Here is a 23,967-nt window from a genome sequence, read left to right on the forward strand (position 1 = left end):
TCAAAACTCTTCCCAATCGCCATCCGGCCCCTTGTCCTGGCGGACGCCGAGTGCTCCGGCCAGCTTTTCACTGAGCGCGAGCGCCGGCGAACTGACCGGGCGCGCACCGCTGCCGGCCGGCTTGACGTTCCACTGGCCGGGCGACTTGCGGACGAGCGTGGGCGCCGGGGCAATGGGTGGTGCCGCCGGAGTGGACGGCACAACGTGGAGATGGGGGGCCTGCCTGCTGTGGCCCGCCGCCGTGCTGCCGCCGACGTTGAAGCGGCCGATCAGCGCGTTCAGCGCCTGCACTTCCGAGGCGAGGCCGTGGCTTGCCGCTGTCGTTTCCTCGACCATCGCGGCATTCTTCTGCGTGCCCTGATCCATCGCGTTGACGGCGGTGTTGATTTCCTGAAGGCCGGTCGATTGTTCGCGCGCAGCCTCGACGATCGCCTGCACGTGGCTGTTGATCTCCTGCACCTCGGTGACGATGGTCTGGAGCGAGCGGCCCGTATCGCCGACGAGCGACACGCCGGTGCGCACCTGCTCGCCGGACGTGTTGATCAGCGTCTTGATTTCCTTGGCGGCCTTGGCCGAGCGCTGGGCAAGCTCGCGGACTTCCTGCGCCACGACGGCAAAACCCTTGCCGGCCTCGCCCGCGCGGGCCGCTTCGACGCCCGCGTTCAGGGCGAGCAGATTGGTCTGGAAGGCGATGTCGTCGATGACGCCGATGATGCTGGTGATTTCGCTCGAGGACTTTTCAATTTCCTGCATCGCAGCAACGGCACGGCGCACGATCTCGCCGGATTTTTCGGCGCCCGAGCGGGTGCGGCCGACGAGCGCGCCCGCCTCTTCCGCCCGCTTGGTCGAATCCCGGACTGTCGTCGTGATCTGTTCGAGTGCTGCGGCCGTCTCCTCGACGGAGGCGGCCTGCTGCTCGGTGCGGCGCGACAGGTCATCGGCAGCGGCGCGGATCTGGCTGGCACCGGCATCGATCGCCCGGGCATTTTCGCCGACTTCGCGCAGCGCATCGCTGAGGCGAGAGACCGAGGCGTTGAAATCCTCGCGCAGCCGGTCGAGATCACCATCGAACGGCTGTTCGATGCGGCACGTCATGTCGCCGGCAGCAAGCTTGCCGAGCGCGTCGGCGAGGCTTGCGACGGCTTCCTGCACGCGGCCGCTGTCGCGGGTGCGCTCGGCCTCGCGGGCCTGGCGTTCGCCGTCCGCCCGGCGGCGGTCGTCCTCGCTCTGGCGTTCCAGGCGCTGGCGCTCGGCGGCATTGTCGCGGAAGATGGCAACGGTGCCGGCCATCTCGCCGATTTCGTCCGTGCGGTCGGCGTGCGGGATCGTAACGGTCGTATCGCCGCCGGCCAAGCGCTTCATCGCGGCCCCGAGGCCATTCAGCGGCTTCACAACGCGGCGGTTGACCAGGAAGATGGCGGCGATCGCGATGCCCATCGCGACGGCAAGCGACGCCCAGGTCAGGGCGAAGGCAGAGCCTTCCTCGCTATGGGCGGCAAGGATCGTCTCTTCGGTGACCTTCTGCGTGCGGGCGACGAGATCGTTGAGCGAGGCGGTGATCGCGTCGGCACTCGCCTGCATCGGCCCCTTGTAGACTTCCAGTGCCGGCCCCTTGGCGGCGATGGCGGAAAACTGGATGAGCTTTGCCGACTCGTCGATATAGGTCTTCAGCGTCGCCTTGATGCTGTCGACTTCCGTTACCGTCGCCGCATCGCCGCTGTTGGCGGCACCATAGCTGTCGACCATACCGGCAAAGGCATCGGCGCGTTCCTTGATGCGCGCCTCGATGCGGCCAATCTCGTCCGGGTCCATCGACAGCAGGTGTTCGGAATAGGTCGCGTTGAGCTCGGAGAAGGCGTGGCTCAGCTGCAGGATGCTGCTCATCTGCGGCATGCGTTCCGCGCCGATACGCTCGATATGGCCGGTCATCGTCGACAGCGAGCGGAAGGCGACGGCGCCTTGCAGGGCACCCAACACGACCATGAGGACGAAGAGCGCGGGCAGGAGCCTGCTGATCCGGACATTACGCATGACAGTTCCCTGATTTTCTTGGGTCGCACGGCGTCGTGCGTGTACGCGAAAGTCTAGGTTGGGTCATTTAACGCAGGCTTAATAGGCGGCCATAACCTCCTGCCTTGCCGGGCGCTTTTCCACACCCTACATGCCTGCCGCAGACCCCCGGAAACCGGAAACGATTTACGGGGGTCTGCACGCAGTAAAAAGCACGACAGCGGCCTTTGCGCATCATGAATGGCGCGCAAAGGTCGCTGTAGGCGAACAGGAGTTTCCGATGATCTTCAACGCTGCCCGGCTCTCGCTTAGCAATCTCTTCGCTCCCGAGACGCGCGGCGTCTTCTGGAAGGTCATCGGGCTCACGCTTCTCGCCCTCGTCGTCATCTGGTTCGGCCTGCGGGAGAGTTTTGTCGCCTTCGCCTGGCCATGGCTGCAAGGGGCTGTCATGCCCGACCTGCCGGAATGGGCCGGCTGGCTCACCTTCGTCTTCGGCATCATCGCAAGCCTTGGCCTGGCGCTTGGCCTCGCGTTGCTGCTGGCGCCCGTGACGGCCATCATCGCCGGCTTCTTCCTCGACGACGTCGCCGAGGTCATCGAGAAGCGCGATTACCCGACGGAAACACCGGGCACGGCATTGCCGCTCGGCCAGGCGATTGCAGGCTCGATCAAGTTCCTCGGCGTCGTCATCCTCGGCAACCTCATCGCACTGTTCCTGCTGTTCATTCCCGGCGTCAATCTCGTCGCCTTCTTCCTGGTCAACGGCTACCTGCTCGGCCGGGAATTTTTCGAGTTCGCGGCGATGCGCTACCGGACCCCTGCGGAGGCGCGGCTGTTTCGGGCCAAACACGCCTCCACCGTTCTTCTCGCCGGCCTGCTTATCGCCGCGTTCCTCGCGGTCCCGATCGTCAACCTGCTGACGCCGCTCTTCGCCGCCGGCCTCATGGTGCATCTCCACAAGGCCTTGAGCCGCAAGGATCCGGGCTTCTCACTGCGGCAGAACTGACGCTTCGTAGAGCGCGACATACTCGCCCTTCGGCGGGATCGGCTTTATGACGTCGATCAGCACGCCGTTCGGATCGGCCGTGATGAAATGGCGCTGGCCAAAATCCTCGTCGCGGAGATCGAGCAGGATCGGAAGGCGCGCGGCGCGCAGGGCATCGTAGACGGCATCGACATCCTCCACCTCGAAGTTCAACAGCAGGCCTGAGACCTTGCCGCGGCCGACGGCGGGGATCGTCGAATGCGCGCCGTCGAGCACGGCGAGCGTCACCTTCTCGTCTTCCCTGGACTGGAGATGGTTGTACCAGCCGCTGTCGAAGAGAGATTCGAATTTGAAATGGGTCTCGTAGAAGGCGGCGGTACCGGCCACGTCGTCAGTCATGATCACGGGATAGTAGCTGGTCGTTTTCATCTCTTTCCCTTTCGTGAAAATAAACATACAATCTGTATGTTTTTATCAATTAACATACGTGCAGTTTGTATGTAAAGAGGGAAAATGGCTCGCAGCAACAAGGAACGCACCGAGGCAACACGCCTCGCGTTGATCGAGGCGGCGCGGCGGCTTTTCGTGGAAAAGGGTTACGCAGAGACGGCGACGCCGGACATTGTGGCGGAGGCCGGGGTGACGCGCGGCGCGCTCTACCATCATTTCGAGGACAAGAAAGCGCTGTTTCGCGCGGTGCTCGAACGTGAAGGTGAAGCCGTGGCAGCCCACATCGAAGAGAGAGCGGTGCGGAGCAAATCACCGCGGGAGGCACTCTTGCACGGGGCGTCCGCCTATTTCGACGCCATGATCAAGCCCGGCCGCACACGCCTGCTCCTGCTCGAAGCGCCGGCGGTGCTCGGGCTGGAAAGCGTCGTTGCGATCGATCGGCAGAATGCCGAAGCGACGCTGAAGGCAGGCCTATCGGACTTCCTTGGAGCAGGAGCGAATACCGCAACACTCCAGGCACTGACGGAAATGCTCTCCGCCGCCTTCGACCGCGCGGCGATCGCCATCGAGACCGGCGCCGACCGCACGACCTATGAAAGCGCGATCGCCGACCTGCTCGACGGTCTCGTCAGGGCGTAGGGCCGTAGAGCTGCGCCGGCAGTTCCACCAGGGGCGCCGGCACGTCGCAGGACTTTTCCGGCGATCGACAGAGATCGGCGATGACGCAGTGCTCGCATTCCGGCCTGCGCGCCTTGCAACAGTAGCGCCCGTGCAGGATCAGCCAGTGGTGCGCATGATAGAGATATTCGTCGGGAATGATGCGGATCAGCCGATCCTCCACCTCGTCCGGCGTTTTCCCGGGCGCCAGCAGCAGCCGGTTGGCGATGCGGAAAATATGCGTGTCGACCGCCATCGTCGCCTGCCCGAAGGCCATGGAGAGCACGACATTCGCCGTCTTGCGCCCAACGCCCGGCAACATAATGAGCTCTTCCCGCGTGCGCGGCACCTCGCCGCCGAAGCGCTCAATCAGCATCTGGCTGAGCGCGATGACGTTCTTCGCCTTGTTGCGGTAGAGCCCGATCGTCTTGATGTAGTCGCGAACCTTCTCTTCGCCGAGAGCCAGCATCTTTTCCGGCGTGTCGGCAATGGCAAAGAGCGCGCGCGTCGCCTTGTTGACGCCGGCATCCGTCGCCTGCGCGGAGAGTGCCACGGCGACGACCAGCGTGAAGGGATTGACGTGTTCCAGCTCGCCCTTCGGCTCAGGCCGCTGGATGGAGAAGCGCCGGAAAACCTCCTTCAGCTCGTCCTGCGAATAGAGGCTCTTCGGCCGCGCCGGCGCCTTGCGACGGGGCGAGGCGGAGCTCGGCTTCTTTTTGATCGTCCCGTTTTCCATGATGCTCTATCGCCGCATGTTGTTATCGCAAAACCGCTGCACACTTTTGCGCAACATGCTCTATAATCGTCAGTCATGACGCAAGGCAACGCCGACATGACGATGAACGACCTGCCGGTCTTCTCCGCGGAACTCCACCCCTACCGCTCGCTGGGGCGGAACGGGCATCGCATATTCTTCATCATCGCGGGCGCGCTCACCCTTGCCCATATGGCCGTCTTCCTGATTTCCGGCGCCTGGCCCGTCATGCTGTTCTTCGGCCTCGATTTCGGCATCCTGATCGGCGCCTTCTGGCTGAACAACCGGGCGGCAAAGGCGCGCGAGGTCGTGTCGCTCTCGCGCACCAACATCTCGATCCGCAAGATCAGTCCGTCGGGCCGCGAGACCGAACACGTCTTCAATCCGTTCTGGGCGCGCTTCCTTGTCTCGCGCAAGCCGAAGATCGGCATCACCGCCATGCATGTCAGCGGCGACGGCCGCGAGACCGATGTCGGTACATTCCTGCCCCTTGACGATCGCGAACGCTTCGCCTCCGCCTTTTCCGGCGCGCTTGCCCGGGTCAAACGCGGCTACTAGCGAGTCCGGCAGGAATCGGGTGGCGAGCATGCTCCAAGCGTGCTTTTCTGGCGGCACAGGAGAAGACCAATGAACATTGCCGCGACTTTGCAAACCGACATCACGCCCGAGGGCGACGACTATGCGACCGTCCGCCGGGTCATCGAGATGATCACCGAGGATTATCGCGACCAGCCAGGCCTGGAAGACATTGCCGGCCGGCTCGATCAGTCACCGACGCAGTTGCAGAAGACGTTTACCCGCTGGGCCGGGCTTTCGCCAAAGGCGTTCCTGCAGGCCGTGACGCTCGACCACGCCAAGCGCCTGCTGCGCCAGGAGGACCTGCCGCTGCTCGAAACGAGTTTCGAGGTCGGTCTCTCCGGCCCGAGCCGGTTGCACGATCTGTTCGTCACGCACGAGGCCATGTCGCCCGGCGAGTGGAAGGCGCGCGGCGCGGGTCTTACGATCCGCTACGGCCTGCACCCCTCGCCCTTCGGCGGCGCGCTCGTCATGATCACCGATCGCGGCCTTGCCGGCCTCGCCTTCACCGACGAGGCGGACGGCATGGACGCCTTCGAGGACATGTCCTCGCGCTGGCCGAACGCCATCTATGTCGAGGACAGCGAGGCAACGGCCCCCTATGCGGAGCGCATCTTCGATCCGGAACGCTGGAACGCGGAAGAACCGTTGCGCGTCGTTTTGATCGGCTCGGACTTTCAGGTCCGGGTCTGGGAGGCGCTGCTACGCATTCCGATGGGCTGCGCCGTCACCTATTCGTCGATCGCCCAAAAGCTCGGCCAGCCGACCGCTTCGCGCGCCGTGGGCGCCGCCGTCGGGCGAAACCCCATTTCCTTCGTTGTGCCGTGCCACCGGGCGCTCGGCAAGAGTGGGGCGCTTACCGGCTACCATTGGGGCCTGACGCGCAAGCGCGCCATGCTGGGCTGGGAATCGGGCAAGGCCTGACGCCGGCTCAGGCGGCCGGCTTTGTGACAATGCCGCAGAGAACCGCATCGACCACGGCGTCGATTTCCGCGTCGGAGACATCAAGCCGCTCGGTCAGCAACCGGCCCCAGGCGAAGCTCGACAGGATTTCGGTGATCAGTTCAGGCTGCACGTCCGGGCGCACCTCGCCGCGCGCCTGCGCCTTCTCGATGATCCTGCCGCTCTGGCTGCGACGGACCGCCATATAGGCGGAAAGGGCTGCGAGTGCGGCAGGCTCGCCCTGGGCCTTGGCCACCACGCTGCGGAAAAGTTCGCCGCTGGCACCTTCCCGCCACGTCTGCATGAGGCCGGAAAGATAGGCGCGCAGGTCTTCGCGCACATTGCCTTTATCAGGAAAGATGAAATTGATGCGCTTCTGGCTGTGATAGACGTCAAGCAGCAGCGCGGCCTGCGAGGGCCACCAACGATAGATCGTCGGCTTGCCGGCGCGGGCGCGGCGCGCCACCGCCTCGATAGAGAAGCCCCCGAGCCCGTTTTCCACCAGCACGGCCTCGGCCGCCGCGAGAATGGCCGCCTGGCTGTCCGGATTGCGCGTGGCGCCGATCGAGCGGCGTGCCGGCTTGCTGTCTGCCTCGGTCATGACATTTCCTTTTTCATTGCTTTAGCACGCCGAGCACTTGAACGGAACGTTTCGTTTCTATATAAACGAAACGTTCCGTTCTATAAAGGCTCCTCCCATGACCGCTTCGACGCCAAACCGCAAACTTTCGAAACTCCACCTCGCACTTGCCATGCTGGTGCCCGTCTACCCCCTGATCACCACGATCCTCTATATCGTCCTGCCGCTCACCGAAGGCTGGACGATCTGGCAGCGCACGGCGGTCATCGCGCCAATCATGGTGTTCGCCATGGTCTTCGTCGTCTCGCCCTTCGTGCAGAAGCGCTTTTCGAATTTCATCCTGCGCGCCGCATGAAAAAAGCCGGGGTGCTTCCACCCCGGCTTTCGTTTGAATGCTCCAAAGACGATCAGCCTTCGAAGAACTCCTTCATCCGCGCGAAGAAACCGGCGGATTCCGGGTTGTTGTCCTTCGAGGAAATCTCCTCGAATTCCTTGAGCAGCTCGCGCTGGCGCTTGGTCAGCTTCTGCGGCGTCTCGATCTGGATCTGGATGTAGAGATCACCGACCTGCGCGGAACGCAGAACCGGCATGCCCTTGCCCTTCAGCCGGAACTGCTTTCCGGCCTGCGTGCCTTCCGGCACGGTAACACGGGACTTCGTGCTGTCGAGCGTCGCCACGTCGAACGTGCCGCCAAGGGCTGCCGTCGTCATCGAGATCGGCACGGTGCAGTAGAGATCCGCCCCGTCGCGCTGGAAGAACTCGTGCGGCTTCACCGACAGGAAGATGTAGAGATCGCCCGCAGGACCGCCGCGTGCGCCCGCCTCGCCTTCGCCGGAGAGCCGGATGCGCGTGCCGTCCTCGATGCCGGCCGGGATGTTGACCGACAGCGAGCGCTCTTCCGTGACGCGGCCATGGCCGTGGCACTTGGTGCAGGGGTCGCTGATGGTCTGGCCGCGGCCGTGGCAGGTCGGGCAGGTGCGTTCGATCGAGAAGAAGCCCTGGGCTGCCCGCACGCGGCCGGAGCCCTGGCAGGTGGCGCAGGTCTTCGGGCTCGTGCCGGGCTTGGCGCCGGTCCCGGTACAGACGTCACAGGTGATCGACGTCGGCACGCGGATCTGCGCGGTCTTGCCGGCATAGGCCTCTTCCAGCGAGATTTCCATGTTGTAGCGCAGATCGCCGCCGCGCTCGCGCCCACCGGCGGAACGCCGCTGGCGCCCGCCGCCCATCATCTCGCCGAAGATATCTTCGAAAATGTCGGAGAAGCCGCCGCCCTGGAAGCCGCCGCCACCGCCGCCCATGCCGCCCTGCTCGAAGGCAGCGTGGCCATAACGGTCGTAGGCCGCGCGTTTCTGCGGGTCCTTCAGCGTTTCGTATGCCTCGTTGACGTTCTTGAACGTCTGCTCGGCCGTGGCATCGCCCGGATTCTTGTCCGGGTGATACTTCATCGCCATCTTGCGGAAGGCGCTCTTCAGCTCCTTCTCGTCGGCGGTCTTGGAGACACCCAGCGTCTCGTAAAAATCAGCTTTTGCCATTCGGTCAGGTCCGTTTCATGGACTGGTCTTGTCGTTATGGATGAGCAAGCTTGCCTTGGCCTGCGCTTGAAAAGCGCACACGCAAAAGGGCGGAAGCCGGGGCGAAGGAAAGGCCAGGACATCGTCACCGCTTAGAACGGGCGTGATCATCTTGGCCTTGTTCCCTTCGCGCTGACTTCCGCCCTTTTGCTATCCGTTGCGCCGGCCGCTTGTGGCGGCCGGCATTCCAGAGGCTTAGGCCGACTTCTTACGGTCGTCCTCGTCCTTGACTTCCTCGTAGTCGGCATCGACGACGTTGTCGCCGGCGTCACCCGAGGAGGCAGCCTCTTCGGCCTGCTGGGCCTCATAGATCGCCTGACCGAGCTTCATGGACACTTCCATGAGCGTGTTGGTCTTGGCCTTGATGTCGTCTGCGTCCGGCTCGGAAGCTTCGATCGCGCTCTTGAGGGCGGCAATCGCGTCCTCGATGGACTTGCGGTCGTCTTCCGTGACCTTGTCGCCATATTCCTTGAGCGACTTTTCCGACGAATGCACGAGGCTTTCGGCCTGGTTCTTCGCCTCGACGCCCTCACGGCGCTTCTTGTCGTTCTCGGCGTTGGCTTCGGCGTCCTTCACCATCTTCTCGATGTCGGCGTCGGAGAGGCCACCAGAAGCCTGGATGCGGATCTGGTGTTCCTTGCCGGTGCCCTTGTCCTTGGCCGAAACCTGCACGATGCCGTTGGCGTCGATGTCGAAGGTGACTTCGATCTGCGGCATGCCGCGCGGAGCCGGCGGAATGCCGACGAGGTCGAACTGGCCGAGCAGCTTGTTGTCTGCCGCCATTTCGCGCTCGCCCTGCGAAACGCGGATCGTCACGGCCGACTGGTTGTCTTCGGCGGTCGAGAAGGTCTGGCTCTTCTTCGTCGGGATCGTCGTGTTGCGCTCGATCAGACGGGTGAAGACGCCACCCAGCGTTTCGATGCCGAGCGACAGCGGGGTCACGTCGAGGAGCAGAACGTCCTTGACGTCGCCCTGCAGAACGCCGGCCTGGATGGCGGCGCCCATGGCGACCACTTCATCCGGGTTCACGCCCTTGTGCGGCTCCTTGCCGAACAGCTGCTTGACGACTTCCTGCACCTTCGGCATGCGGCTCATGCCGCCGACCAGAACGACTTCGTCGATCTCGGCCGCCGTGACGCCGGCATCCTTGAGGGCTGCCTTGCACGGAGCGACGGTGCGCTGGATGAGGTCGTCGACCAGCGCTTCGAACTTGGCGCGGGTCAGCTTCATCGTCAGGTGCTTCGGACCGGAAGCGTCCGCCGTGATGAACGGCAGGTTGATTTCGGTCTGCTGCGAGGACGAGAGTTCGATCTTGGCCTTTTCGGCAGCTTCCTTGAGGCGCTGAAGGGCGAGCTTGTCGTTCTTCAGGTCGATGCCCTGGTCCTTCTTGAACTCGGCCGCCAGGTACTCGACGAGGCGCATGTCAAAATCTTCACCACCGAGGAAGGTGTCGCCGTTGGTCGACTTCACTTCGAAGACGCCGTCGCCGATTTCGAGCACCGAGATGTCGAACGTGCCGCCGCCAAGGTCGTAGACGGCGATGGTCTTGCCGTCCTTCTTGTCGAGGCCGTAAGCGAGGGCCGCAGCCGTCGGCTCGTTGATGATGCGCAGAACTTCAAGGCCAGCAATCCTGCCGGCATCCTTGGTCGCCTGGCGCTGCGCGTCGTTGAAGTAGGCGGGAACCGTGATGACGGCCTGCGTGACCTTCTCACCGAGATAGGATTCGGCGGTTTCCTTCATCTTCTGAAGGATCATCGCGGAGACCTGCGACGGGGAATAACCCGTGCCGTGGGCTTCGACCCAGGCGTCGCCATTGTCGCCCTTGACGATCTTGTAGGGAACGAGACCCTTGTCCTTCTCGACGAGCTTGTCGTCGTAGCGGCGGCCGATGAGGCGCTTCACTGCGAACAGGGTGTTTTCCGGATTGGTGACGGCCTGGCGCTTCGCCGGCTGGCCGGTCAGGCGCTCGCCATCATCGTTGAAGGCGACGATCGACGGGGTCGTGCGCGCGCCTTCGGCATTTTCAATGACCTTCGCGTCCTTGCCGTCCATGACGGATACGCAGGAATTGGTCGTCCCGAGGTCGATACCGATTACTTTAGCCATGTCATTCTCTCCTTGAAGCGAACTGCCGGAACCCATTCAGGCATTCTGTTGGCAGCCCCTAATGGTATGGTCTTCTCGAAAGCTTGAGCGTGAGCCGAAGCCTTGCGGCGTATATAAGGAGCACTCTATGCGACTGCAAGACATCGTGCGGCCGCAAAGCTCGCAAAATCAGCGCTATGAGAAGGGTGAACCGTCTAGCAGGCGCAATGTGGTGAGGTTCCCGACGGGCGTCAAGCCGAACAGTGCGATCAGGCGGCGTCATTGCGCGGATATTCTTGCAGCCCCGCCGCGTGCTTGGGCGCACAGCGGCTGATCTGGAGACGGCGCGCCGACCCGAAAAATATCGAGCCTCCGGTCTGCACTCCGGTATCAACGAGAATGCCGCGGCGCGAAAACAGATCGAACAAATTCGCGTATTCAACGGCTTACAACAGGCCCGTCCAATTTTCTAACACCAATTGTCCCCGTCACCATAACCGCGTGCACACTTGTCCGCTGAAGCAGCTGTGGATTGTGTGGCAATGATTTCGAAGAATCGACTGACGCTGGCATTTTACAGTTGAGCTATCGGCATGCAGCGATAGCCGTCGAAATCCATGCGCTCGCCCTATCCCTCCGGTTGTAGGTCGGCTTTCGCGCCGACCAACCGCGCGTCCCGCCGGCAATCCCGACGGTGGGTGGATCATCCGATCGAGCCGTCGAACGTGGTTATCGCTTGGGGATAGAGGCGGCTCGAACAGGGTTGCCCGCCGCCTATGACGAACGGTGACATCGCGCCGACGTCCTCAGCCCCCCAGAAGCACATCCAGCAAGGTCGTGCGCCGCGTGCCGGTCTGCCGCTGCTCGCCCACGTCGGCGGGCGGAACGAGACCGTCGTCGAGCGGCACCGCGCCTGTCTGCTCGGCGGCGACGGCCTGACCATCGCGGGTGTTGCCGCCATCGGTGCCGAGCGTGCGGGAGATGATGTCGAACAGCTGGTCGCCGCCCTCTTCCGGCACCGGCTGCGCTCCCTCGACCACCGGCTGGTCGCCGCCGGCCGTACCGAACAGCGGCGACGGGTTGAGGCCGGCATGGGCGGCGATCATGAACTGGCTCCAGGCCTTTGCGGGAAGCCCGCCGCCCGTCACCTTCTTCATCGACTTGCCGTCGTCATTGCCGAACCACACGCCGGTCGTCAGGTTGCTGGTGAAGCCGACGAAGAGCGCGTCGCGGAAGGATTGCGTCGTGCCGGATTTTCCAGCGGCCGGCCAGCCGGGAATGCGGGCGTTCTTGCCGGTGCCATCGGTGATGACGCGCATCATCATGCCGTTCATCATGGAAACGATGTTCGGCTCCAGCACCCGGGGCGGATTATCGTAGGTGTTTTCGTAGAGCACCCGGCCCTCGGCCGTCGAAATGCGGCGGATGATGTGCGGCGTCGCCTTGTAGCCGCCATTCATGAAGGGCGCATAGGCGGCCGTCAGCTCGACCAGCGTCACCTCGGACGTGCCGAGCGCGATCGAGGCATTCGACTGCATTTCCGATTCGATGCCGAGCCGGCGCGCAAGCTTGACCACCTCGTCTGGCCCCACTTCCATGACGAGCTGGGCGGCAATCGTGTTCAGCGAATTGGCAAGCGCGGAGGAGAGCGTAACCTCGCCGCGGTATTTCTGGTCGTAATTCTCAGGCGTCCACTTGCCAATCTTCACCGGCGCATCGTTGCGCACCGAAAGCGGCGAGCGGCCGGCTTCGAGCGCTGCGGCATAGACGAAGGGCTTGAAGGCGGAACCCGGCTGGCGCTTTGCCTTGGAGGCGCGGTCGAACTGGCTTTCCGCATAGTCGCGACCGCCGACCAGCGCGCGGATGGCGCCCGTGCCGTCGATCGAGACGAGGGCGGCCTGCGAGGCGTTCGACTTGGCGCCTTCCTTGTCGATGATCGCGGAGATCGTCTCGTCGGCCTTCTTTTCGAGGTCGAGGTCGATCGTCGTGTCGATGATGAGGTCTTCGGTAACGTCGCCGATCATGCCGGGAAGCTGCGCCATCACCATGTCAGCGGCATAATGCTGCGCGCCGGACCAGTAGCTTTTTGCGCGCGCTGGCGTCTGCGACATCGCGGTGGTAATTTCGGTGTCGGTGACGAAACCTTCTTCCCGCATGGCGCCGAGCACGACCTGGGCGCGGGCTTCCGCCGCTTCCGGATCACGCGCCGGCGACAGGCGCGACGGCGCCTTCAGCAGGCCGGCGAGAAGGGCTGCCTCGCCGAGATTCACGTCCCGCGCCGACTTGTTGAAGTAACGCCGAGAGGCGGCTTCGACACCATAGGAGTTGGAGCCGAAGAACACGCGGTTGAGATACATCGCAAGGATCTGGTCCTTGGAATATTTGTGCTCGAGCCAGAAGGCGAGCAGCACTTCCTGCACCTTGCGCTCCAGCGTGCGCTCCGGCGACAGGAACATGTTTTTTGCCAGCTGCTGGGTCAGCGTCGAGCCGCCCTGCACCATGCGACCGGTCGTGATGTTGGTGAGCATCGCGCGGGCAAGGCCGAGCGGATCGACACCGAAATGCGAATAGAAGCGGCGATCCTCGATGGCGATGACGGCCTGCGGAATATAGGGCGACATGTTTTCGAGGTTCAGCGCCTCGCCGCCGGTCAGGCCGCGATTGGCGATCGCCTCGCCGCTGACGGCCAGGATCTTGACGTTCGGCGGCCGGTCGGGGATCGACCAGCTCGTGGCGCTCGGCATGCGCGCGCCGTAGTAGAGCACCAGCCCGCCGACGCCGATGGCGCCCCACAGGCCGAGCACGAAGCACCAGTAGACGAGCCTGTGGAAGAAACCGAAGACGCCGCCGCCGGACGATTGCCGGCGCGCCCTGGAGCCGCGCTGCGGCCGCTCGGCCTTCGGCGGCTTGCCACGCCCCTTGCGACCACCGCCGCCCACCACGCGATCAGCCGCGCCGACGTGAAAATCGTCGTCGTCGCGCCCTCTCGATCCCTGGAAGGACGGCTCAATACGCTCGGATTTGCGGTTGCCTGCCATAAGCGGTCGGATATGCCCTCGTGAATGTCGCCGTCGGTTGAACCTTAAATGCGGCGATTTAAGGGGTGGTTAAGAAACCGGAAACGGAAAGCTCCAATTTCTCAATCACTTCCGCGACAAGTCGTGAGGCGCTCGACGTACGCTTGTGGCCTCAAAGACTTCGGGCGGCCTTTTGGGCCGCCCGATGGTTTGCCTCAATAGTAAGGCGAGTAGCACTGACGGCGACCGCCATAATTGGGTTGGAACGTGTTGTCGTAGTCCCGGTACGACCGGTAGCGCGCATAGCACCAATCGGTGTGGCGCGGATTGATGCCTTCGTAACGCGGCCGGGAATAGCTGTCATTGGCGATCGCGCCGCCGATGATCGCACCGGCGCCGAAGGCAGCCAGCGGATACCACCAGCCATCCGAATGACGGCGATAGCCGTGGCGCTCATAACGATAGCCGCGATGCCCGCCATGCCAGCCGCGACGTTCGCGACGTTCGCGCCACTGCACCTGCTGGATATCGCTGGACTGAGAAGCGCCGACCTTCGGCATCGGCATGGCGAAGGCCTCTGCCGGGACGAATGTCGTGGCGAACATGGCGACGGCCATGGCCGCGGCAATGCCGCCCTTGAACGTTGTCTTCATGTCGGTCTCCCTTGGATTGTCACTGTTGCACAGTGATCAAGACGGATCATACCATGAAAGAATTCGGCTGAACCCGAGATGAACCAAAACGAGCCGCCCTTCAATCTTCGCCATGGCCCGGACGGGCAAGAAAACGCTGCCGTTCGAAGATCAGAATGACCACCAGCGCCATGATGAACGGGATGATCAGGTAGAACAGCCGGAAGACGGCAAGGGCCGCAAGCACGGTTGCCGGGTCCATGTCCGGCAAACCGGCGATGAAGACCAGTTCCAGAACGCCGATGCCTCCCGGCGCATGCGACAGCAGCGCCACCGAGAAGGAGGCGAGGAAGATGCCGAGCACCACGAAGAAACCCGGATTGCCCTCTGCCGGCAGCACGAAATAGATGATCGCCGCCGCCGCGATGAGCTCGATCGGCGCGATGAACAGCTGGCGGAAGACCAGCGAGGGTTTTGGATATTCGAGCTTCAGCCAGCGCGTGTTGATCGGCCGGAAACCGACGAGGCTGCCGACCACGTAGAGCGCCACGAGCGCGAGAATGAGCCAGCCGGTCGACAGCGCCGCCTCGATCGGTAGGAAGCCGGCAAAACGCTCGATGATTGTCGGCTCCAGCACCAGAACCAGGCCGAACAGCATGAAGGTGCCGAGCGCGAAGGTGAACGAGCAGAAGGCGACGAGGACGCCCACCTCCGATCCGGTCAGTCCCTTTGACGTATAGGCGCGGTAACGCACCAGCGCGCCGGAAAACACCGACGCGCCGATCGTGTGCGACAGCGCGTAGGTGGTGAAAGAGGTGATGGTGATGAACCACAGCGAGATGCGGTGGCCGAGATGCTCGAGCGCCAGATGGTCGTAGGCCGCGAGGGCTGCGTAAGCGACGAGCGTGGCGATGCAGGCAAGGATCCAGCCGGAGACCGGAATGGCATGGATGCTCGCCATGAACTCGGCGAGCGACAGACCGCGCAGCTCCTTATAGAGGATGTAGACCGATAGAATGATCGCGGCGGTGCTGACGAGCGGCCAGAAGAATTTTTTCAGCCGCTTCATCCTGCCTTGCCCCCTGCGCCCGGCGCGCGATCGCCTGAGCTGCGAGGGTGTCTCGCAATCTTTCCTGATGCCATCCCAACCCTTCCCCATCGTGCGGGCCTGTCATCGCCTGTCCGCGATGCGGCCCTTGTCATTCAGTTGGTCAGCTTTTCCGTTCCCTTCGGTTAAAGCCAACCAACTTTGTCATCACATCTGCGTCAGCGCGCCGCGAGCGCGGAAAGAATGCGCACCCAGGAACGGATGCCCTTCTCGAAGGAGCGCAGCTCGTATTTCTCGTTCGGCGAATGGATGCGGTCATCCGACAACGCAAAGCCGACCAGCAAGGATTCCATGCCGAGCATCTTCTGGAAATCGCCAACGATGGGGATGGAGCCGCCCATGCCGATGACCACGGCCGGCTTCGGCCATTCGTCGGAAAGCGCGTTCTTCGCCTTGCCGAGCAGTTCCGAATCGTAAGGAAGCTGGATGGCCGGCGAACCGCCATGGGCGTGGAACGCCACCGAGCAGTCAGCCGGGATCTTAGACCGCACATAGGCGCGGAAGGCGTCGCGGATCTTGGCCGGGTCCTGCTTGCCGACGAGGCGGAAGGAGACCTTTGCCGAGGCTTCGGCGGCAATGACCGTCTTGAAGCCTTCGCCGGTGTAGCCGCCGGTGATGCCGTTCACTTCCGCCGTCGGCCGTGCCCAGGTCAATTCCAGCACCGAGCGGCCCTTTTCGCCGGACGGGATCGACAGGCCGATTTCGCCCAAGAAGCTCTCGGACGAGCTGCCGAGCTTTTCCCAGGCCGCCTTGATCTGCGTCGGGGTTTCCTCGACGCCCTCGTAGAAGCCGTCGAGCGTCACGCGGCCGGTCTCGTCATGCAGGCCGGCGAGAATGCGCGACAGGATGTGGATCGGGTTTGCCGCCGCACCGCCGAAATAGCCGGAATGCAGGTCGCGATCGGCTGCCTTGATGACGACCTCCTCGCCGACGAGGCCGCGAAGGCCCGCCGAGATCGCCGGCGTGTCGGCGTCCCACATGCTGGTATCGCAGACGAGGGCGAAGTCGGCCGTCAGTTCGGCGGCATTGGCCTCCAGGAAGGGTTTCAGCGATGGCGAACCGGATTCCTCCTCGCCTTCGAAGAGGATGGTCACGCGGCAGGGCAGCGAGCCCGCCGTTTCCTTGTAGGAGCGGCAGGCCTCGACGAAGGTCAGGAGCTGGCCCTTGTCGTCCGAAGTGCCGCGACCGGTAATGATGCGGCGGCCGTCGCCGGTGTTGCGCACGGCCGGCTCGAAGGGGTCGTGATCCCAGAGATTCAGCGGATCGACCGGCTGCACGTCATAATGGCCGTAGAACAGCACGTGCGGCGCATCGGGCTTGGCGCCGTCATGATGCGCGACGACCATGGGATGGCCGGGCGTATCGCGCACCGTCGCGTCGAAGCCGAGCGAACGCAGTTCCGTCACCAGCCATTCGGCCGCGCGGCGGCATTCCGCCTTGAAGGCCGGATCGGTGGAGATGGACTTGATGCGCACCAGCTCGAACAGGCGCTCAAGGCTTGCCGGAATGCCGGCGCTGACGTGATCGAGGACGGGCAGAATATTGGTCATGGTCGAATCCCTGAAGCAGGCTGCGCCAAGCTGTGTCAGCGGTTTTGCGATGACGACATGCGGCAAATCAAAATTTCGGCGCGACATTAGACCGATCGCGTCGGGAAGGGCAAATCGTATGACGGTTCCACGATGATCACACGCGCGGATCGCGGCCGAGATTGGTCAGCGCCATGCGCATATATTCGAGCAACAGCTCCCGCTCGAATTGCCGGAAACCCTGGAAGAGAGCGTCTTCGGTCGCAGACGCCGCAGCAAGTGCGGCCTCGCGCAGCGCCTTGCCGCGCACCGTGAGGAAAACCAGCTGCGCCCGCTTGTCCTTCGGGTGGCGGCGGCGCGAGATCAGGCCGTCGCGCTGCATGCGGGCAAGCGTGTTGGCCATCGTCGCCTGTTCGATATCGAGCCGGTCGAGAAGTTCGCGCTGGGTGAGGCCGTCGCCGCTCCACAGTTCCACCAGAACCGGGAACTGGCCGGGCGCAAAGCCGGCCCCGTCCGCCCGCGCCTGCAACGCGCGGGAGGCCCCCTTCGCCAGGAGATTGGCGAGGTATGCGGCCGACTCCTTCCGGTCAAAGTCCATGGCGGAGAAGCTATGCCGGTTTGCAACCGAAGACAATGGATCGCAGACGATGCAATCGCCCAAATGCGAGAAGCCGCCGACGACAGGAGGCTTGTCGCGGCGGCTTCTTCGAATGATGGACAAAGGCCCGGAGAGGGGGATGAGGCCTTTGTCCTTGTCTGGCGCGGCGGGGGACAGGCCGGGATGCCAGACAACGGCTTGATCAGGTGCCGTTGATGAATATTTGTGGGTTCGAATGTGGCTTTTCAAGGGATTCGAACGCGCGCGGAAATTACAAATTGGTAACGTTCGTGTGAGGCTTTCCGGCCGCTTGATCGGGTGGCAAACCCTCAATGAGAGATGGACGCGGAAAGCCGCCCGCGCTATCCATTCCCCCATGAAAAAAGGTGATCATCTCTTCCTCGTCGACGGCTCCGGTTTCATCTTCCGCGCCTTCCACGCCATCCCGCCGCTCAACCGCAAATCGGACGGGCTGCCGGTCAATGCCGTCTCGGGCTTCTGCAACATGTTGTGGAAGCTATTGAAGGATGCGCGCAACACCGACGTGGGCGTGACGCCGACCCATTTCGCCGTCATCTTCGACTATTCGTCGAAAACCTTCCGCAACGAGCTTTACGACCAGTACAAGGCGAACCGCACCGCGCCGCCGGAAGACCTGATCCCGCAGTTCGGCCTGATCCGCCACGCGACCCGCGCCTTCAACCTTCCCTGCATCGAGAAGGAAGGGTTCGAGGCCGACGACCTGATCGCCACCTATGCGCGCCTCGCCGAAGCCGATGGCGCCGGCGTCACCATCGTCTCCTCCGACAAGGACCTCATGCAGCTCGTGACGCAAAACGTCTCGATGTATGACAGCATGAAGGACAAGCAGATCTCCATTCCCGAGGTCATCGAGAAATGGGGCGTGCCGCCGGAGAAGATGATCGATCTCCAGTCGCTGACGGGCGATTCGACCGACAACGTGCCGGGCGTTCCCGGCATCGGCCCGAAGACCGCCGCCCAGCTTCTCGAAGAGTATGGCGATCTCGACACGCTGCTCGCCCGTGCCGAGGAGATCAAGCAGGTGAAACGCCGCGAGAACATCGTGGCGAACCGCGAGCTCGTGCTGCTGTCCCGCCAGCTCGTCACGCTGAAGACGGATACGCCGCTCGACACGACGCTGGACGAACTTGTGCTGCATCCGCAGGACGGCCCGAAGCTGATCGCCTTCCTCAAGACCATGGAGTTCACCACGCTGACACGTCGTGTCGCGGAGGATTGCGCCTGCGACGTCAGCGCCATCGAGCCGGCGGTCGTACCGGTCGAATGGGGCGCGGAAGCGCGCGGCCCGGACCTCGACAAGGGCGACGTGGCCGGCCCCGCGCTGGTGCTGGACGGCAACGAGACGGCCGCCGAGGCCGCCGCAACGCTGCTGCCCTCCGCCGGCAACGGCGATGCGACGCCTTCGGCGCTTGCCAGGGCGCGCGCGGAACGTTTTTCCGCCGCCCCGATCGACCATTCCACCTATGAGACGGTGCGCGACCTCGAGGCGCTCGACCGCTGGATCGCCGCCGCGCGCGAAACCGGCCTTGTCGGTTTCGACACGGAAACCACCTCGCTTGATGCCATGCAGGCCGAGCTTTGCGGCTTCTCGCTGGCGATTGCCGACAATGCCAAGGACCCGACGGGCACGACGATCCGCGCCTGCTATGTTCCGCTCAACCACAAGACCGGCGTCGGCGATCTCCTGGGCGGTGGGATTGCCGAGGGGCAGATCCCCATCCGCGCAGCGCTCGAGCGGCTGAAAGGCCTGCTGGAGGACCCGTCGGTCCTCAAGGTCGCGCAGAACCTCAAATACGATTACCTCGTCATGCGCCGCCACGGCATCACCGTCGCGGGTTTCGACGATACGATGCTGATGTCCTACGCGCTCGACGCGGGCGCCGGCACGCATGGCATGGACACGCTGTCGGAACGCTGGCTCGGCCACAAGCCGATCGCCTACAAGGACGTCGCCGGCTCCGGCAAGGGTGCGCAGACCTTCGACATGGTCGATATTTCCCGCGCCACGGCCTATGCGGCGGAAGATGCCGATGTGACGCTGCGCCTCTGGCACGTGCTGAAGCCGCGCCTCGCCGCCGAGCGCATGACCACCGTCTACGAGCGGCTGGAACGCCCGCTCGTGCCCGTGCTCGCGCGCATGGAAGAGCGCGGCATCACCATCGACCGGCAGGTGCTGTCGCGCCTGTCCGGCGAACTGGCGCAGGGTGCTGCCCGGTTCGAAGAGGAAATCTACGAGCTTGCCGGCGAGCGCTTCAACATCGGTTCGCCAAAACAGCTCGGCGACATCCTGTTCGGCAAGATGGGCCTTTCCGGTGCCTCGAAGACCAAGACCGGCCAGTGGTCGACCTCCGCGCAGGTGCTGGAAGACCTGGCCGCGCAGGGCATTCCGCTGCCGCGCAAGATCGTCGACTGGCGCCAGCTCACCAAGCTGAAATCCACCTATACCGACGCGCTGCCGGGCTTCGTGCATCCCGAAACCAAGCGGGTGCACACGTCCTACGCGCTCGCCTCGACGACGACCGGCCGCCTCTCCTCTTCCGATCCGAACCTGCAGAACATTCCGGTGCGAACCGCGGAAGGCCGGAAGATCCGCACGGCTTTCATCTCGACGCCCGGCAACAAGCTGGTCTCGGCCGACTACAGCCAGATCGAGCTGCGTGTGCTGGCCCATGTGGCGGACATTCCGCAGCTGAAGCAGGCCTTTGCCGACGGCATCGATATTCATGCGATGACGGCGTCGGAAATGTTCGGCGTACCGGTCGAGGGCATGCCGTCCGAAGTGCGCCGCCGTGCCAAGGCGATCAACTTCGGCATCATCTACGGCATCTCGGCCTTCGGCCTTGCCAACCAGCTGTCGATCGAGCGGTCTGAAGCGGGCGACTACATCAAGAAGTATTTCGAGCGTTTTCCCGGCATCAAGGACTACATGGATTCGACCAAGGCCTTCGCCCGCGAGAACGGCTATGTCGAGACGATCTTCGGCCGGCGCGCGCATTACCCGGAAATCAAGTCATCCAACCCGTCGGTACGCGCCTTCAATGAACGCGCCTCGATCAACGCCCCGATCCAGGGATCTGCGGCAGACGTCATCCGCCGTGCCATGATCAAGATGGAACCGGCGCTCGCTGCCGCCGGCCTGTCCGCCCGCATGCTGCTTCAGGTGCACGACGAACTGATCTTCGAGGTCGAGGATGGTGAAGTCGAAAAGGCGATCCCGATCATCGTCGACACCATGGAGAATGCCTCCATGCCCGCACTGTCGATGAAAGTCCCGCTGAAGGTGGATGCGCGGGCCGCGCGCAATTGGGACGAGGCGCACTGAGGGGAAACAAGGCCCCTCCCCGCCTGGCGGAATCTTCTCCCCATGGAGAGAAGACGATGGCAGATTGAATGGGCGGGCAAGGCGTCAAAACCCTGCCCGTCACCGGTTGGTCGTGATCAGGCGGCCGGCTGCTTGGTCTTGCGCAGGTATGGCAGCACCGTATCGAAGGCGCCGAAGCGGGCGATGGCGTCTTCGTTCGAGACGGCGGCGGTGATGATGACGTCCTCGCCCTGCTGCCAGTTGGCGGGCGTTGCCACCTGGTGCTTGCTGGTGAGCTGGATCGAATCGATCGAGCGCAGGATTTCCGCGAAATTGCGGCCCGTGGTCATTGGGTAGGTGAGGATCAGCTTGATCTTCTTGTCCGGGCCGATGACGAAGACGGAGCGCACGGTGGCATTGTCGGCTGGCGTGCGGCCTTCCGAGGTCTCGCCCGCGCCGGCCGGCAGCATGTCATAGAGCTTTGCGACCGCGAGGTCCTTGTCGCCGATCAGTGGATATTCGACGTCGAAGCCGGTGGCGGTGCGAATGTCGTTCTTCCACTTGGCGTGGCTTTCAACCGGGTCGACCGAGATGCCGATGATCTTGACGCCGCGCTTGCGGAATTCACCTTCGAGGCCGGCCATCGCGCCAAGCTCGGTGGTGCAGACCGGGGTAAAGTTCTTCGGGTGCGAGAAGAGCACGGCCCAGCCGTCGCCGATCCACTCATGGAAGCCGATCGTGCCGGCCGTGGTTTCGGCGGTGAAGTCCGGAGCGATGTCGTTGATGCGCAGGCTCATGGGTCTCGTCCTCTCTCGTGCGGGGTCGCAGGCGAAAAGCCCGCGAGAATATATCCGGGCGGTAGATAGACCGAAAAATTTGGCTTGCCTATAGCGGCACGCCGTCGCTGCCGGGTCGGGGACGAGCGCATCTTTGCGCTTTTACCGCCGGTTGGACGAAGGCGTTCGGCGGTTCGCTGCGCCTGCGCCAAACCGTTCTCCGAAGTCGCCGCGCAGTGGAAGGTGATTTTCTTTTCGTCGGGCGAGCAGCGTGCGCGTCAATTGCCGATTTCGGCGCGCCCGCTGGTGAGGTCGACGATCATCCGGCCGATCTCCTCCGCCTTCTCCGCGGGCACGCGAAAGGACAGCCTTGCCCCCGTCTCGTGATAGGTCTCCTCGTCCAGCACCAGACCGGCAAAAGCGCCAAGCCGCGCCTTGACCAGCGCCAGATCGGAAAAGCCGAGCGAGACGGACAGTGCCGCCCGTTCCACATATTCCGTCTTGGCCGCGGCGCGCAGGCACGCGGCCGCGGTGCCGCCATAGGCGCGCATGAGCCCGCCGCTGCCCAGGAGAATGCCGCCGAACCAGCGCGTGACCACGACGAGCGTGCGGTCGAGCGCCTGACCGTCGATTGCCTGGAGAATGGGCTTTCCCGCCGTGCCGCTCGGCTCGCCATCGTCGCTGAACCGGTAGGCCTGGCCGACGCGCCAGGCCCAGCAATTGTGGTTCGCCGAGGGGTCGGACAGGTCCGCCAGCAGCGCCTTCGCGTCCGCTTCGCTGTCGAGCGGGCAGGCGGTCGCAAGAAAACGGCTCTTGCGGATGTCCTGCTCGAAAATCTCGGTGCGGTCCAGCGTGTACAAGGGGCGGTTTCCATTGGCGTGAACCCGTCTCGTATCCCTTCCACGCCCGGTGCATCAAGCGGCGAATAGAGCACTAATTCTATAGACTATTGACAGCGGCCACGATTTCGCCATGATGTTTGCCGGGACGTTAAACGGAATGGGAGCAACGCATGATCTATCTCGGTGGCGTGACGCTTGGTTACTTCAACCTCTATCCGGTCGGCTTTCAGCCGAAGGATGAGCAGGCGCAACGTGACGACAGGGTCGTAGGTACCGTGACGGAAGACCGCCTGCCGCTCGAAGGCAGCCGCCTCTCCTCTTCGCGCCGCCCCGTTCAGTGGCCGCTTCACGTCTTCTTCTGACCCAGGCGCTTGCTGCGCCTACAGGAAATCATCGATGATTTCCTGTAGGCATTCGTGGATAGGCCACGCGGATTTGCACGATGGGACGGCTTTCTTGGGGGCATTCATCCTGCATTAAGGTTTCGTAGACAAATTGCAGGAACGAGCAGAAGACCGAAGGGTCGCCGCCGCCATCGATTGTTGCAAGGCCTTCTCCATGTTTCCGGATGATCCGGTTTTCCTGATATCGATGGTTGTCGCCACGCTCGGCCGTTCAAGCGAGCTCGAGTTGCTGTTTGCGTCGCTTGCCGCGCTCGGTCGCCGTGATTTCGAAGTCATCCTCGTCGATCAGAATGCCGACGAGCGCCTTGCGCCGATCGTCTCGCAATGGCAGGACCGTCTCCACATCCAGCATGTCAGGACCGACCGTGCGGGTGTCTGCCGGGCGCGCAATCTCGGAGCGTCCAAGGCCTCGGGCACCTGGCTGCTCTTTCCGGATGACGACTGCTGGTATCCGGCCGACCTTCTCCAGCGTTTCGAAGCGATATCGCAGACGGTGCCGGCCGATTTCTATTGCGGTCGGGCGGTCAATGCCGAAGGCGAAACCATCATGGGCCGCTTCGAACTCTCGCCAAGCCCGATCGAGCGCGAAAACATCTGGACGACGCTGATCGAATGGATGCTGTTCGTTCGGCGCTCCGCCTTCGAGAAGGCCGGCGGCTTCGATGATCGCATCGGCCCCGGCTCCGGCACACCCTGGGGGGCCTACGAGGTGCAGGACCTCGCCTTGAACCTGCTGTCATCAGGTGCCCGCGGTCACTACGACCCGTCGCTCACCGGCCACCACCCGGATGATCGCCTCCAGGCGGCAACACCCGACGGCGCGCACAAGATGCGCGTCTACGGCGCCGGCCTTGGCTATGTCATGCGCAAACACGGCTATCGTTTCACCGACTACCTTCCGCATCTTCTGCGCCCGCTTGCCGGCATTGCCGTCTACACGCTGACGGGGCGTCCCGCACTTGCCCGCCGCTCGCGGGAAATCCTGGCCGGCCGCTGGTCCGGCTGGCGCGCCGCCCCTGCCGGAACGACGATATCTTAAGGGTTTCGTCCTAGGGTGCCCGCTGTATGGCCGCGAAAAATCGCCGGCCGCGTACGGTGAATGGAACGG

Annotated in this window: 21 protein-coding genes; 8 read left to right on the forward strand and 13 right to left on the reverse strand. The window is 63.6% G+C overall.

The annotated features are described in order from the left end of the window. A complete protein-coding gene (locus BSY16_RS15115) occupies window positions 1-2,031 on the reverse strand; it encodes a HAMP domain-containing methyl-accepting chemotaxis protein (RefSeq protein ID WP_069060427.1) in 2,031 nt (676 codons plus the stop codon). 259 nt (window positions 2,032-2,290) lie between these two features. Here BSY16_RS15115 and BSY16_RS15120 point away from each other — a divergent pair, with 259 nt between their 5' ends. Further along, complete coding sequence (locus BSY16_RS15120) at window positions 2,291-3,016, forward strand: sulfate transporter family protein (protein ID WP_069060428.1); 726 nt, start codon at window positions 2,291-2,293, stop codon at window positions 3,014-3,016. Here the strand turns inward: BSY16_RS15120 and BSY16_RS15125 are convergent. Then, on the reverse strand, window positions 2,999-3,424 hold the full coding sequence (locus BSY16_RS15125; RefSeq protein WP_069060429.1) for a VOC family protein: 426 nt from the start codon (window positions 3,422-3,424) through the stop codon (window positions 2,999-3,001). The two genes, BSY16_RS15120 and BSY16_RS15125, sit on opposite strands and share 18 nt — an antisense overlap. An 84-nt stretch (window positions 3,425-3,508) precedes the next feature. Between BSY16_RS15125 and BSY16_RS15130 the strand changes: the two genes are divergently transcribed. Then, window positions 3,509-4,084 carry a TetR/AcrR family transcriptional regulator gene (locus tag BSY16_RS15130; protein ID WP_069060430.1) on the forward strand — a complete coding sequence of 192 codons (576 nt, stop codon included), beginning with the start codon at window positions 3,509-3,511 and terminating at the stop codon, window positions 4,082-4,084. On the opposite strand, the gene nth is transcribed toward BSY16_RS15130, so the two are convergent. Next, window positions 4,074-4,838 carry an endonuclease III gene (gene nth, locus BSY16_RS15135; RefSeq protein WP_069060431.1) on the reverse strand — a complete coding sequence of 255 codons (765 nt, stop codon included), beginning with the start codon at window positions 4,836-4,838 and terminating at the stop codon, window positions 4,074-4,076. The two genes, BSY16_RS15130 and nth, sit on opposite strands and share 11 nt — an antisense overlap. 75 nt (window positions 4,839-4,913) lie before the next feature. Here nth and BSY16_RS15140 point away from each other — a divergent pair, with 75 nt between their 5' ends. Both BSY16_RS15140 and BSY16_RS15145 read left to right on the forward strand, forming a co-directional pair. Then, on the forward strand, window positions 4,914-5,414 hold the full coding sequence (locus BSY16_RS15140) for a DUF2244 domain-containing protein (RefSeq protein ID WP_069060432.1): 501 nt from the start codon (window positions 4,914-4,916) through the stop codon (window positions 5,412-5,414). Between the two features lie 69 nt (window positions 5,415-5,483). Continuing rightward, window positions 5,484-6,356: a methylated-DNA--[protein]-cysteine S-methyltransferase gene (locus tag BSY16_RS15145; RefSeq protein WP_069060433.1), complete on the forward strand. Its 873-nt coding sequence runs from the start codon at window positions 5,484-5,486 to the stop codon at window positions 6,354-6,356. Between the two features lie 7 nt (window positions 6,357-6,363). Here the strand turns inward: BSY16_RS15145 and BSY16_RS15150 are convergent, their stop codons facing one another. Beyond that, window positions 6,364-6,975, reverse strand: a complete 612-nt coding sequence (locus BSY16_RS15150; RefSeq protein WP_069060434.1) for a TetR/AcrR family transcriptional regulator — start codon at window positions 6,973-6,975, stop codon at window positions 6,364-6,366. Window positions 6,976-7,072: 97 nt separating this feature from the next. On the opposite strand from BSY16_RS15150, the gene BSY16_RS15155 reads away from it, so the two are divergent. Then, the gene (locus tag BSY16_RS15155; RefSeq protein ID WP_069060435.1) at window positions 7,073-7,309 is read left to right on the forward strand and encodes a putative antibiotic biosynthesis monooxygenase; all 237 of its coding nucleotides are present in this window, start codon (window positions 7,073-7,075) and stop codon (window positions 7,307-7,309) included. A gap of 52 nt (window positions 7,310-7,361) precedes the next feature. Here the strand turns inward: BSY16_RS15155 and dnaJ are convergent, their stop codons facing one another. From dnaJ to BSY16_RS15190, 7 genes are all read right to left on the reverse strand, one after another. Continuing rightward, window positions 7,362-8,486 carry a molecular chaperone DnaJ gene (gene dnaJ / locus BSY16_RS15160; RefSeq protein WP_069060436.1) on the reverse strand — a complete coding sequence of 375 codons (1,125 nt, stop codon included), beginning with the start codon at window positions 8,484-8,486 and terminating at the stop codon, window positions 7,362-7,364. Between the two features lie 234 nt (window positions 8,487-8,720). Beyond that, entirely contained in the window at window positions 8,721-10,631 is a 1,911-nt protein-coding gene (dnaK, locus tag BSY16_RS15165; RefSeq protein WP_069060437.1) for a molecular chaperone DnaK, read from the reverse strand. A 785-nt stretch (window positions 10,632-11,416) separates the two neighbouring features. Further along, window positions 11,417-13,648, reverse strand: a complete 2,232-nt coding sequence (locus BSY16_RS15170; protein WP_069060438.1) for a transglycosylase domain-containing protein — start codon at window positions 13,646-13,648, stop codon at window positions 11,417-11,419. 194 nt (window positions 13,649-13,842) lie between these two features. After that, window positions 13,843-14,280, reverse strand: coding sequence for a BA14K family protein (locus BSY16_RS15175; protein WP_069060439.1), 438 nt, complete (start codon window positions 14,278-14,280; stop codon window positions 13,843-13,845). A 100-nt stretch (window positions 14,281-14,380) separates the two neighbouring features. Further along, on the reverse strand, window positions 14,381-15,328 hold the full coding sequence (locus BSY16_RS15180) for a lysylphosphatidylglycerol synthase domain-containing protein (RefSeq protein ID WP_069060440.1): 948 nt from the start codon (window positions 15,326-15,328) through the stop codon (window positions 14,381-14,383). Window positions 15,329-15,525: 197 nt separating this feature from the next. Continuing rightward, on the reverse strand, window positions 15,526-16,917 hold the full coding sequence (locus BSY16_RS15185) for a M20/M25/M40 family metallo-hydrolase (RefSeq protein ID WP_069061564.1): 1,392 nt from the start codon (window positions 16,915-16,917) through the stop codon (window positions 15,526-15,528). Window positions 16,918-17,053: 136 nt separating this feature from the next. After that, window positions 17,054-17,494, reverse strand: a complete 441-nt coding sequence (locus tag BSY16_RS15190; protein ID WP_069060441.1) for a MarR family winged helix-turn-helix transcriptional regulator — start codon at window positions 17,492-17,494, stop codon at window positions 17,054-17,056. A gap of 376 nt (window positions 17,495-17,870) precedes the next feature. On the opposite strand from BSY16_RS15190, the gene polA reads away from it, so the two are divergent. After that, window positions 17,871-20,858 carry a DNA polymerase I gene (polA, locus tag BSY16_RS15200; protein WP_069060443.1) on the forward strand — a complete coding sequence of 996 codons (2,988 nt, stop codon included), beginning with the start codon at window positions 17,871-17,873 and terminating at the stop codon, window positions 20,856-20,858. 116 nt (window positions 20,859-20,974) lie between these two features. On the opposite strand, the gene BSY16_RS15205 is transcribed toward polA, so the two are convergent. Then, window positions 20,975-21,634: a peroxiredoxin gene (locus BSY16_RS15205; protein ID WP_069060444.1), complete on the reverse strand. Its 660-nt coding sequence runs from the start codon at window positions 21,632-21,634 to the stop codon at window positions 20,975-20,977. A 257-nt stretch (window positions 21,635-21,891) separates the two neighbouring features. Further along, window positions 21,892-22,473 (reverse strand): IMPACT family protein, encoded by a 582-nt coding sequence (locus tag BSY16_RS15210; RefSeq protein WP_069060445.1) that lies wholly within the window; start codon window positions 22,471-22,473, stop codon window positions 21,892-21,894. Between the two features lie 152 nt (window positions 22,474-22,625). Between BSY16_RS15210 and BSY16_RS15215 the strand changes: the two genes are divergently transcribed. Together BSY16_RS15215 and BSY16_RS15220 are read left to right on the forward strand one after the other, a co-directional pair. Further along, the gene (locus BSY16_RS15215; protein WP_069060446.1) at window positions 22,626-22,817 is read left to right on the forward strand and encodes a hypothetical protein; all 192 of its coding nucleotides are present in this window, start codon (window positions 22,626-22,628) and stop codon (window positions 22,815-22,817) included. Window positions 22,818-23,013: 196 nt separating this feature from the next. Beyond that, entirely contained in the window at window positions 23,014-23,898 is an 885-nt protein-coding gene (locus BSY16_RS15220) for a glycosyltransferase family 2 protein (RefSeq protein WP_069060447.1), read from the forward strand. Window positions 23,899-23,967: the final 69 nt, after the last annotated feature.

The sequence above is a fragment of the Sinorhizobium sp. RAC02 genome (genome assembly GCF_001713395.1).
GTDB lineage: Bacteria > Pseudomonadota > Alphaproteobacteria > Rhizobiales > Rhizobiaceae > Shinella.